Source organism: Planomonospora algeriensis (assembly GCF_977012225.1).
The window spans coordinates 1-11,317 of sequence record NZ_CDRNDK010000191.1; the positions used below are offsets into that span (position 1 = coordinate 1).

Below are 11,317 nucleotides of genomic sequence, written 5' to 3' on the forward strand. Positions count from 1 at the left end.
CGCGCGCGGCGGGACCGTCAGCTCCTGGGCCTCGCCGCTGCGGCGGGACCGTCAGCCGCGCTCCTCGGCCTCGCCGCGCTCACGGATGAGCGCGGCGAGCTCGCGCACCTGGCGCACGGTGCGGTCCTTCTCCGACCCCTGCAGGCCCATGGCCCCGACGGTCAGCCCGTCGGCGAAGTCGATCTTCGCCCACGGCTCGCCCTCGATCAGCGTGACCGCGATCACCTCCGGCCACTCGTAGCGGTGCACCCGCAGGGCGTTGACCAGGGTGATCCCCTGTTCGTCCGCCTCCACCCGGCACCGCCCCAGCAGGTGCAGCACCCCGGCGACCACCCCGGCCAGCGCGACCACCGCGACCTTGTCGGCGAGGGTGAACGGCGGCGGCAGGAAGACCGCCATCACCACCGCGCCCACCATGAGCACGACCGCGAAACCGTAGGCCACGATCCGCCCCGTCTTCGGCCGCCACACGACGGGCAGCGGGGGCGGCAGGACGTTCTCGGGGCTCACTCGGCGATCACTTTCCCTCTACGGAACCGCTGGTCGGGCGGGTCTTCCGGGCCGCCTGCCCGGTCGGCCGTCCGCCGCGCCGGGGCGGACGGGCACCCGCGGTCGCAACCTACCGCACGCCCCGGCCGCCCCCTCGGGCGGTGTCAGCCGCGCAGGCCGCGCAGGCCGCGCAGGCCGCGCAGGAGCACGGCGGTCTCCAGCGCGGCGACGGTGGCCTCGTACCCCTTGTCCTCGTGGCTGCCGGGCAGTCCCGCCCGGTCCAGGGCCTGCTCGACCGATTCGCAGGTCAGCACGCCGTTGCCGACGGGCGTCTCCTCGTCGAGCGAGATCCTGGTCAGGCCGGAGGTCACCGAGTCGCAGACGTAGTCGAAGTGCGCGGTCTCACCACGGATCACCGCGCCCAGCGCCACCACCGCGTCGCAGCGCCGGGCCAGTGCCTGGGCCACCACCGGGATCTCCAGGGACCCGGCCACCCGGACCACGGTCACGGTCGCGCCGCTGTCCTCGCCGGCCCGCACGGCCCGCTCCAGGAGCCTGTCGGTGATCTTCTCGTGCCAGCGCGCCGCCACGATCCCGACCGTCAACCCCGCGGCGTCCACCGCCTCCGCTCCGGGCCGTCCCTCCCCGCTCATGCGGCCTCCCCGCTTCGCTCGCTCATCCGGATCTCCTCGCCCGGGTGCCGGGCGTCCGTGTTCGCGGACGCCCGGCGCCCGTCGCCCGCTCGCTCATACGGTCCCGGCCTCCTCGTGGATGTCGTGGCCGAGGCGGTCGCGCTTGGCCGTGAGGTACTTCTCGTTGTAGGGGTTCATCGCCACCGGCATCGGCTCCCGGCCCAGCACCTTGATGCCGTAGCCGTCCATGCCGCGCAGCTTGGCCGGGTTGTTGGTCAGCAGCCTGACCGACTTCACGCCCAGGTCGGCGAGGATCTGCCCGGCGTTGGAGAACTCCCGGGCGTCCACCGGCAGCCCGAGCTCCAGGTTCGCGTCGACGGTGTCGCTCCCGCCGTCCTGCAGGCCGTACGCCCGGAGCTTGGCCAGCAGGCCGATCCCGCGGCCCTCGTGCCCGCGCAGGTAGACCACGACCCCGCGCCCCTCCGCGGCGATCTCGGCCATCGCGTGGTCCAGCTGCACCCCGCAGTCGCAGCGCAGCGAGCCGAGCACGTCCCCGGTCAGGCACTCGGAGTGCGCGCGGACCAGGACGTTCTCGCCGTCGCCGAGGTCGCCGTAGACCAGGGCCAGGTGCTCGCCGCCGTCCAGGGCGCTGGAGTAGCCGTAGGCCCTCCACAGGCCGTAGGCGTTCGGGATGCGCGTCTCGGCGACCCGGGTCACCATCCGCTCGGTCCTGCGCCGGAACTCCACCAGCTGCTCGATGGAGACCAGCGCCAGGTCGTGCTCGTCGCAGAAGGCCCGCAGCTCCGGCAGGCGCTTCATGCTCCCGTCGTCGTTGACGACCTCGGCGAGCGCGCCCGCCGGGCTCAGCCCGGCCAGCCGGGACAGGTCCACGGCCGCCTCGGTGTGGCCGCGCCGGACCAGCACGCCGCCCTCCCGGTAGCGGAGCGGGAAGACGTGGCCGGGGCGGACCAGCTCGAACGGCTCGGTCGCCGAGTCGCACAGGGTGCGGATCGTCCGGGCCCGGTCGGCCGCCGAGATGCCGGTGGTCACCCCGTCGCGGGCGTCCACGCTGATCGTGTAGGCCGTGCGCATGCGCTCGCGGTTGTCGTGGACCATCAGCGGCAGGCCGAGCCGGTCGAGGTCCTCGCCGGGCATGGAGACGCAGATGACGCCGCTGGTGTGCCGGATGGTGAAGGCCAGCAGCTCCGGGGTGGCCTTGGCCGCGGCGAAGATGATGTCGCCCTCGTTCTCGCGGTTCTCGTCGTCGACGACCACGACGGGCCTGCCCTCGCGGATGTCGGCGATCGCCCGCTCGACGGGGTCCAGCATGGTGGTCACACGGCCTCCTTGGGGACGAGCACGGCCTGCGACCGGTACTCCTTGAGCCAGTTCGCGAACCCGATCAGGACGAGCACGAAGAAGATCCCGTAGACGGCGCCGGAGACGACCAGCCCGGAGCTGAACGCCAGCGGCACGCCGACCAGGTCGACCGCGACCCAGATGATCCAGAAGTCGACCAGCGCCCGGCCCTGCGCCCAGGTCGCCACGGCGCTGCCGACGAAGATGTAGGCGTCGGCGGCGACCAGGAAGTAGCCGTCGGGCAGCGGGGCGTGCGCGCCCCATGACAGGCCGGTGACGAAGAACAGCACGCCCACCAGCGCCGTGCCCGCCAGCATGGCCGCGATCAGCCCGAGCCGCTCGCGCGAGGTGGCCGGCCGTACGGCCAGCTCCTGGCCGCCGGCGGTGCCGCGCGACCACTTCCACCAGCCGTAGACGGCCAGCACGCCGAACATGACCTGCTTGAGCGCGTTGCCGGTGAGCTGCGCGCTGACCGAGGCGACGAGCAGCAGCACCGCGCCGGTCAGCTGCACCGGCCAGGTCCAGATCGACTTGCGGATGGCCAGCAGTACGGTGGCCAGCGCGGCCGCGTTGCCGACCAGGTCGGTCCAGAGGACCTTCACCCCGAACAGCTGGAATCCCGCTTCGGCCCAGTTCACGCCCGGCCTCCCCGCACGTAGGCGCCGACGAGCTTCTCCACGTGCCTGGCGATCACGTCGGTCTCCAGGTTCACCGGGTCGCCGGGCTGCTTGGCGCCGAGGGTGGTGAGCTTCAGGGTGGTGGGGATCAGGCTGACCGAGAACGCGTCGCCGTCGACGCCGACCACGGTCAGGCTGACGCCGTCGACCGCGATGGAGCCCTTCTCCACCACGTAGCGGTCCAGCCCGGCGGGCAGGGAGATCCGCACGACCTCCCAGTGCTCGCCGGGCTCGCGCGAGAGCAGCACGCCGGTGCCGTCCACGTGGCCCTGCACGAGGTGGCCGCCGAGCCGCTGGTCGGCGCGGACGGCGCGCTCCAGGTTGACCGGGGAGCCGGGGCGCAGCACGCCCAGGCAGCTGCGGTCCAGCGTCTCCTTCATGACGTCGGCGGTGAACACCTCGCCGTCGACGCCGACCACGGTCAGGCAGACGCCGTTGACCGCGATGGAGTCGCCGTGCGCGGCGTCGGAAGTGACGGTCCCGCCGCGGATCGACATCCGCGCGGCGTCCTTGAGCGGCTCGATCGCCGCGATCTCGCCGAGTTCCTCGACGATTCCGGTGAACATCCGGGGGGCCTCCTACTCGCCGGTAGCTTCTTGCCACGGCGGGCCCCGGGGGGATGACGGGTCCACGGACCCGTCAGCGGAGGGTGCCTCGACGGCACTGTCCGCTCGCGCGCTTCCTCCCATCCGGACTTTGACCGTCGGTCCCGGAATTCCACCGGGTCAACCGGTCGATGGCTTCGACCGGGTCGCGGACTGTAACCGCCGGTTCGGAATTTCACCGACCCCGGAGCACGCTGCTCTGCTTCTCGGGTCGCCGGCCGTACGGCGCGGCTCCCGTACACCAGTGTGCCATGCCCGGCAAACCGGGCGGGACACCCCTCCGGCAGGTGGACGGGCGGGCGTCCGGGGACCGCGCGTCAGGCCGCGTCGAGGCGTCGGGCCCGGCGGGCGTCCGGGGGGTACCTGACCGGCTCGGGGACCAGGCCGATGCCCGCCTGCAGGGTCCTGAGCGCCGCCGTCGCCCACAGGTCCTCCAGGGGCGTGGCGGGCAGGCCGTACAGCCTGCGGGCCCAGCGCGGCAGCGTCGCGAAGGCGAACAGGACGAACCCCGGGAAGACCGGCTTGAGCGGGAGGAGGTACAGCGGGAGCGGCGCGTTGAACGACTGGCGGATCGGGTGCGGGATCTCGGGGGCGAAGTACAGGCCCGGCCGGCAGGCCCGGATGTAGTCGCGCATCTCGCCGACGGAGCCCGGCACGTCGCCGGCCCGCAGTCCGACGACCTCGGCGGCGCGGCGCCACTCGGCGACGAACCGGTCGGCGTCCTCGTCGCTCAGCCGCACCCCGGCGCGCCGGGCCACCGACAGGTAGGAGTCGACCTCGCCGACGTGCACCCAGAGCAGCGCCTCGGGGTCGTCCAGGCGGAAGCGCTCCCCGGTGCCGGGGTCGACGGCGGTGAGCATGGAGTGGATCTTCCTGACCCGGGCGCCGGCCCGCTCGACCTCCTCCAGCGTGCCGTAGGTCCGCACCCGGACGAACTCGGTGGTCCGCTGGAAGCGGGCCCAGGCCTCGCCGGGGTCCATCAGCGCGGAGTTCTGCGCGACCCCGCGCATGGCGCGCGGGTGCAGCCCCTGCATGAGCAGCGCCCGGAACCCGCCGACCAGCAGGATCGGCTCTCCCATCACCCGCCAGGTCACCGAGCCCGGTCCGAAGAGTCCGTGATCCATGGGCCACCTCCCTTGTAAGTGAAGGGTTACCCCATATCGGGCCCGCGACACGCATCGAATCGGCCATACGATCCGGATCCGGCTCCGGCGAACATGTCATGAAGCCGTCATGGGTATGTCACGAATCCGTGAAAATCGAATGCCGGGGGAAATTCATCCTCTCATCCACCCCCCGGATCAGGTCAACGGAACAACCGCAACGACCCGATGGAATTTCCGCAACGAAAAAAATAGAAATCGCCTTTCCATTGATTTGCCGCGGCGGGCTTGCGATGGTTCCCACAGATCCCGACCAGGCACGTCCCCGGGGAGCCCTCACGATGACCACCCCAGCACCAGCCGTGGCCGCACCGGCCGGAGAACCGGCCGCGAAAGCACCGGAAACGTCGGGCCGCTCACCCGGCCAGCTGATGTGGCTGCGTTTCCGGCGGGACCGGACCGGTATCGCGTCCGCCGCGGTGGTGGCATTCTTCTTCCTGGTCGCCGCCCTCGCCCCGGTCATCTCCTGGATCTACGGCAAGGACCCCTACACCCTGTACGGCCAGGACGCCCCGGGACTGCTGAACGACTTCGGGTACCCGGTCCTGCCGAACGGCGGGATCAGCCCGGAATTCTGGTTCGGCATCGAGCCCGGCCTGGGCCGGGACGTGTTCATGCAGCTCGTCTACGGGATCAGGACCTCGCTGCTGATCGCCGCCGCCGCCACGGCCGCCACCACCGCGATCGCCATCGTGACGGGGATCGTCGCCGGATACGCCGGAGGGAAGACGGACTACGCCATCGGCCGGCTGATCGACCTCACGCTCTCGTTCCCCGCCACGCTCTTCATCATCGCCTTCATGCCGGTCGTGGAGAACCTCTTCGTCAGTCCCGACGAGGAGACCCCGGTCTGGTTGCGCGCCGTAACCCTGGTCGTCATGCTGACCGCCTTCCAGTGGGCCGGCCTGGCCCGGCTCCTGCGCGGCCAGGTGCTCTCCCTGCGCGAGCGGGAGTTCGTCGAGGCCGCCCGGGTCACCGGGGCCTCCCCCGCCCGGATCGTCTTCAAGGAGCTGCTGCCCAACCTGTGGACGCCGATCCTGATCCAGGCGACGCTCACGCTCCCGGCCCTGGTCACCGCCGAGGCGGCGCTGTCCTTCCTCGGCGTCGGGATGATCGAGCCCATTCCCGACTGGGGCCGCATGTTCCTGCGCGGCACCCAGGTCTACCAGGACGACATCACCTACCTCGTCTTCCCCGGCGCCGCCCTGCTGATCTTCGTGATCGCGTTCAACCTGCTCGGCGACTCGGTCCGCGACGCCTTCGATCCCAAGATCAAGCGTTAGACCCCGATAGGAGAGAGATGACAGTCCGCAAACGGCCGGTGCTGGCCGTACTCGCCGCCGGCATGCTCGCCCTCACCGGCGCCTGCGCCAAGGGCGACCCCGGAGGCGCCCCGGCCACCCCGGGCGGCGGCTCGAGCGCCGCCGCCTCGGCCGAGCCGTACAAGCCTCCGACGATCACGGTCGGCACGGCGGAGGACTCCAAGGGCCCGGCCATCGAGCCCGAGGGCGTCGTCAAGGGCGGCACCGTCACCATGATCGACCGGGACGACTTCGCCCACTTCGACCCCGGGCAGAGCTACGTCAACACCGCCACCAACTTCGGCCTGCTGATCCACCGCGGCCTCACCGGCTACAAGCGGGTGGCCAAGGGCGAGTACAAGCTGGTCGGCGACCTGGCCACCGACGCCGGCACCCCGTCCGACGGCGGCAAGACCTGGACCTTCACCCTCAAGGACGGCGTGAAGTGGCAGGACGGCTCACCGATCACGTCCGAGGACGTGAAGTGGACGATCGAGCGGACGTTCGCCCCCTTCATCACCCAGGGCCCGACCTACGTCCAGCAGTGGCTGACCGAGACCGACCACAAGAAGGCCTACCAGGGCCCCTACGACGGCAAGCGCCTGGACGCCATCGAGACCCCGGACGACAAGACGGTCGTCTTCACGTTCAAGACGCCGCACGCCGACGCCAACTACGCGTTCGCGATGGGCGGGTACGCCATCGTGCCCAAGGCCAAGGACACCAAGGAGAAGTACGACAGGGAGCCCTTCTCCAGCGGGCCGTACGTCATCAAGAGCCACATCGTCGACAAGACCCTGGACCTGGAGCGCAACCCGAACTGGGACCCGGCCACCGACCCGATCCGCGGCGCCTACCCCGACAAGTGGCACATGGAGTTCGGCCAGGAGGCCCTGCAGATCACCGACCGCCTGATGGCGGACGCCGGGCCCGACCAGACGGCGTTCACCTTCTACGCCACCGTCCCGCCGGAGCGGCTCCGGCAGGTCCTCGGTGACGCCTCGCTGGCCCCGCGCCTGCTGAAGAGCCCCTCGCCGTACGGGAACTACTACTACTTCAACCTCGACCGGGTGAAGGACGTCAAGATCCGCCAGGCCATCAACCACGCCTGGCCGTCCAAGCAGATCCAGCAGGTCTACGGCGGCCCGGCCGCGGCGGCGCTGCCCACCACGATCCTCAACGAGAACACCACGGCCGGCTACGAGGCCTACGACCTGTTCGGCAAGGCGGCCAAGCCCGAGGGCGACATCGCCAAGGCCAAGGAGCTGCTGGCCCAGTCCAGCGACCCCACCCCGACGATCGTCTACGCCTACAACCAGACACCGCTCCAGGAGCAGATCACCGTCGTGATCAAGAGCAACCTGGAGAAGGCCGGGATCAAGGTCGTCGCCAAGCCGCTCGACCGCAAGACCTACTACGACTCCATCGGCCTGGTGAAGAACGAGTTCGACCTGTACTGGGGCGGCTGGGGCGCCGACTGGCCGTCGGGCTCGACGGTCCTGCCGATCATCTTCGGCCCGGTCGGCGACGGCGCGCCGAACTACTCGCACCTGAAGGACCCGGCGCTCACCGAGGAGATGAAGAAGATCGAGGCGATGCCCGACATCGACGAGGCGAACGCCGCGTGGATGGCGCTGGACAGGAAGATCCAGGAGACGATCACCCCGCTGGTGGTCGCCGAGAACCGGATCGCCAACACGCTCCACGGCTCCAAGGTGGGCGGCGCCGAGATCGACCCGCAGTTCTGGATCGTCTCGCCGAACACCATCTTCGTCAAGCAGTAGCCCGCGCCCCGGGGCACCGGCCGCGTCCGCCCAGGCGGGCCCGCCGCCGGCGCCCCGGGAGGGGTCCGAGCCGACACGTCGAGAAGCAGGCCATGCTCCCATTCCTCACCCGCCGCGTCCTCGGCGCCGCGGTCACCCTCGTGATCATCTCCGCCGTCACGTTCTTCCTCTTCTTCGCCGTCCCCGCCGACCCCGCCCGGCTCGCCTGCGGCAAGGTCTGCCCGCCGGAACTGCTGGAGCAGGCCCGGCACAACCTGGGGCTCGACCAGCCGCTGTTCACCCAGTTCACCACCTGGCTGAGCGGGATCTTCACCGGACGCGACTACGAGGGACTGGGGTACTGCGCCGCCCCGTGCCTCGGCTACTCCTTCGTCAACCGGGCGCCGGTGTTCGAGACGATCCTGGACCGGCTCCCGGTCACCGTCTCCCTCACCGTCGGCGCGGCGGTGGTCTTCCTGCTGTTCGGCGTCGCCACCGGGGTCGTCGCGGCGCTGCGCCAGGGCAGGCCGCTCGACAAGATCGCCAGCGTGTCCTCCCTGATCGGCGCCTCCGTGCAGATCTACTTCATCGGCACGCTCGCCCTCTACTTCCTCGTCTACCAGAACCAGATCCTCGCCCGGCCGCAGTACCTGCCGTTCACCGAGGATCCGCTCGCCTGGGCCGGCGGGCTGGCGCTGCCCTGGGTGGTGCTGGCGATCATCTTCACCGCCGGCTACACCCGGATGACCCGCTCGACCATGGTGGAGCAGCTCAACGAGGACTACGTCCGCACCGCCAGGGCCAAGGGCATGCCGGCCCGGACCGTGGTGACGCGCTTCGCGCTGCGCGGCACCCTCATCACCATCGTCACCATCTTCGGCGTGGACCTCGGCGCGCTCATCGGCGGCGCGATCATCACCGAGACGACCTTCGGCCTGCAGGGGCTCGGGCGGCTGTCCATCAACGCCGTCACCGACTCCGACCTGCCGGTCCTGATGGCCACGGTGCTCGTGGCGGCCGCGGCGATCGTCGTGTTCAACATCGTCGTCGACCTGCTGTACGCCTTCATCGACCCCCGAGTACGACTGAGCTAGGAGCTGCGGACACCGTGTCAACCCCGTTTCTGTCGGTCCGCGACCTGACCGTCGACTTCCACACCGAGGACGGTGTCGTCCACGCGGTGGACGGGCTCTCCTTCGACGTGGAGAAGGGCACCACGCTGGGCATCGTCGGCGAGTCCGGCTCCGGCAAGTCGGTGACCAGCCTGACCGTGCTCGGCCTGCACAACCCGGAGACCACCGGGATCGGCGGGGAGATCCGGCTGGACGGCGAGGAGCTGATCGGCGCCCCGCGCTCCAGGATGGAGCGGCTCCGCGGCGACAAGATCGCGATGATCTTCCAGGACCCGCTGACCGCGCTCTCGCCGTACCACACGATCGGCAGGCAGATCGGCGAGGTCTTCCGCAGGCACACCGGCGCGTCCCGGGCCGCGGCCCGGGACCGGGCGGTCGAGATGCTCACCCGGGTCGGCATCCCCCAGCCCGAGACCCGGGTGGACGACTACCCCCACCAGTTCTCCGGCGGCATGCGGCAGCGCGCGATGATCGCCATGGCCCTGGTCTGCGACCCCGACCTGCTGATCGCCGACGAGCCCACCACCGCGCTGGACGTGACCGTCCAGGCCCAGATCCTGGACCTGCTCAAGGACCTTCAGCAGCAGACCGGGACCTCGATCATCCTGATCACCCACGACCTGGGCGTGGTCGCGAACACCGCGCACGACGTGCTGGTGATGTACGCCGGGCGGGCCGTGGAGCGCGGCACCGTCACCGAGGTCCTGCGCGATCCCCACCACCCCTACACCTGGGGCCTGCTGGCCTCCATGCCCCGGCTCGGCGGCCCGGTGGACGTGCCGCTCCGGCCGGTGCGCGGTACCCCGCCGAGCCTGATCGACGTGCCGTCCGGCTGCCCGTTCCACCCCCGGTGCGACTACCCGGCGCTGGCCGGACCCGAGTGGTGCCGGACCGAGCGGCCCGACCTGTCCCCGCACCGCGGCCACGGCGACGCGTGCCATCTGACCCTCGCCCAGAAGCGGGAGATCCGTCCGTGAAGGAAACCGACGACCGCGCCGTGCCTCCCGTCCCGGGGCCGCCGGACCCCGGCGAGCCGCTGCTGGAGCTGTCCGGCGTGCGCAAGCTCTTCCCGATGAGGGGCGGCCTGCTGTTCAAACGGCAGGTCGGGGCCGTCCACGCGGTGGACGGGATCGATCTGGCCGTGCACGCCGGGCAGACCCTGGGCCTGGTCGGCGAGTCCGGCTGCGGCAAGTCCACCACCGGGCGCCTGGCCGCGCGGCTGCTGGAACCCACCGCGGGCGCCGTCCGCTACCGCGGGCGGGACATCGCCCACGCGAGCCGCAGGGAACTGCGGCCCATCCGGGCCGAGATCCAGATGATCTTCCAGGATCCGTACTCGTCGCTCAACCCCCGGCACACCGTGGGCGGCATCATCCGGGGCCCGATGGACGTCAACGGCATCGATCCGCCGGGCGGCCGCGACCGGAGGGTCCGGGAGCTGCTGGAGATCGTCGGGCTCAACCCCGAGCACTACAACCGCTTCCCGCACGAGTTCTCCGGCGGCCAGCGCCAGCGCATCGGGGTGGCCCGCGCGCTCGCCCTGAACCCGAAGCTGATCGTCGCCGACGAGCCGGTCTCCGCGCTGGACGTCTCGATCCAGGCCCAGGTCGTCAACCTGCTCCAGGAAGTCCAGCGCGAGCTGGGCATCGCGTTCCTGTTCATCGCGCACGACCTGGCCGTGGTCCGGCACTTCTCCCAGCGGGTCGCGGTCATGTACCTCGGCAAGGTCGTCGAGATCGCCGACCGGGACTCCCTGTACGGACGTCCCCGCCACCCCTACACCCACGCCCTGCTGTCGGCGGTGCCCGAGGCCGCCGCGGACGCGCCCGACGGCGCGGCGGGTACGGCGGGCCCCGCGCCCCGCGAGCGCATCCGCCTGGCCGGGGACGTGCCCTCCCCGATCGATCCCCCCTCCGGCTGCCGGTTCCGCACCCGGTGCTGGAAGGCGCAGGACAGGTGCGCGGCCGAGGAACCGCCCCTGGCCCGGCTGGCGGGCAGCCGGGAGGGCCATCTGACCGCCTGCCACTTCCCCGAGGAGCCGACCGTGCACGGCCGGGACGTGGTGCTGGACCCGGCGCTCGCCTGAGACGGCCGCGGGGGCGCAGGCGAGCGCCGGACGACGAGGCGCCCGGCGGGGCCGTCAGGGCGGATCCGTCAGGGCGGGTCGGCGGGTCCTTCAGGCCGGCCGGGGCCGG

At 71.4% G+C, this 11,317-nt stretch carries 11 protein-coding genes and 1 riboswitch; of the genes, 5 read left to right on the forward strand and 6 right to left on the reverse strand.

Going from position 1 to position 11,317, the window contains the following annotated elements; translation table 11 throughout:
- Positions 1 to 51 precede the first annotated feature (51 nt).
- From ACWJ6R_RS19780 to ACWJ6R_RS19805, 6 genes are all read right to left on the reverse strand, one after another.
- Entirely contained in the window at positions 52 to 510 is a 459-nt protein-coding gene (locus ACWJ6R_RS19780) for a PH domain-containing protein (RefSeq protein WP_449063649.1), read from the reverse strand.
- A gap of 143 nt (positions 511 to 653) precedes the next feature.
- Positions 654 to 1,142 (reverse strand): 6,7-dimethyl-8-ribityllumazine synthase, encoded by a 489-nt coding sequence (gene ribH, locus ACWJ6R_RS19785; protein ID WP_449063650.1) that lies wholly within the window; start codon positions 1,140 to 1,142, stop codon positions 654 to 656.
- Positions 1,143 to 1,235: 93 nt separating this feature from the next.
- Entirely contained in the window at positions 1,236 to 2,450 is a 1,215-nt protein-coding gene (locus ACWJ6R_RS19790) for a bifunctional 3,4-dihydroxy-2-butanone-4-phosphate synthase/GTP cyclohydrolase II (protein ID WP_449063658.1), read from the reverse strand.
- Between the two features lie 5 nt (positions 2,451 to 2,455).
- Positions 2,456 to 3,118 (reverse strand): nicotinamide mononucleotide transporter family protein, encoded by a 663-nt coding sequence (locus tag ACWJ6R_RS19795; RefSeq protein ID WP_449063651.1) that lies wholly within the window; start codon positions 3,116 to 3,118, stop codon positions 2,456 to 2,458.
- A complete protein-coding gene (locus tag ACWJ6R_RS19800) occupies positions 3,115 to 3,723 on the reverse strand; it encodes a riboflavin synthase (RefSeq protein ID WP_449063652.1) in 609 nt (202 codons plus the stop codon). The genes ACWJ6R_RS19795 and ACWJ6R_RS19800 overlap by 4 nt, the downstream gene beginning before the upstream one ends.
- A gap of 105 nt (positions 3,724 to 3,828) precedes the next feature.
- Positions 3,829 to 3,959: riboswitch (FMN riboswitch) on the reverse strand.
- Positions 3,960 to 4,079: 120 nt separating this feature from the next.
- Positions 4,080 to 4,886, reverse strand: coding sequence for an oxygenase MpaB family protein (locus tag ACWJ6R_RS19805; protein WP_449063653.1), 807 nt, complete (start codon positions 4,884 to 4,886; stop codon positions 4,080 to 4,082).
- Positions 4,887 to 5,206: 320 nt separating this feature from the next.
- On the opposite strand from ACWJ6R_RS19805, the gene ACWJ6R_RS19810 reads away from it, so the two are divergent.
- The 5 genes from ACWJ6R_RS19810 (at position 5,207) to ACWJ6R_RS19830 (ending at position 11,208) form a co-directional block, all read left to right on the forward strand.
- A complete protein-coding gene (locus ACWJ6R_RS19810) occupies positions 5,207 to 6,208 on the forward strand; it encodes an ABC transporter permease (protein ID WP_449063654.1) in 1,002 nt (333 codons plus the stop codon).
- Positions 6,209 to 6,225: 17 nt separating this feature from the next.
- Entirely contained in the window at positions 6,226 to 8,010 is a 1,785-nt protein-coding gene (locus ACWJ6R_RS19815) for an ABC transporter substrate-binding protein (protein ID WP_449063655.1), read from the forward strand.
- Between the two features lie 92 nt (positions 8,011 to 8,102).
- Positions 8,103 to 9,083 carry an ABC transporter permease gene (locus ACWJ6R_RS19820; RefSeq protein ID WP_449063656.1) on the forward strand — a complete coding sequence of 327 codons (981 nt, stop codon included), beginning with the start codon at positions 8,103 to 8,105 and terminating at the stop codon, positions 9,081 to 9,083.
- 14 nt (positions 9,084 to 9,097) lie between these two features.
- Entirely contained in the window at positions 9,098 to 10,099 is a 1,002-nt protein-coding gene (locus tag ACWJ6R_RS19825) for an ABC transporter ATP-binding protein (protein ID WP_449063657.1), read from the forward strand.
- Between the two features lie 95 nt (positions 10,100 to 10,194).
- Positions 10,195 to 11,208: an ABC transporter ATP-binding protein gene (locus tag ACWJ6R_RS19830; protein WP_449063659.1), complete on the forward strand. Its 1,014-nt coding sequence runs from the start codon at positions 10,195 to 10,197 to the stop codon at positions 11,206 to 11,208.
- Positions 11,209 to 11,317 lie beyond the last annotated feature (109 nt).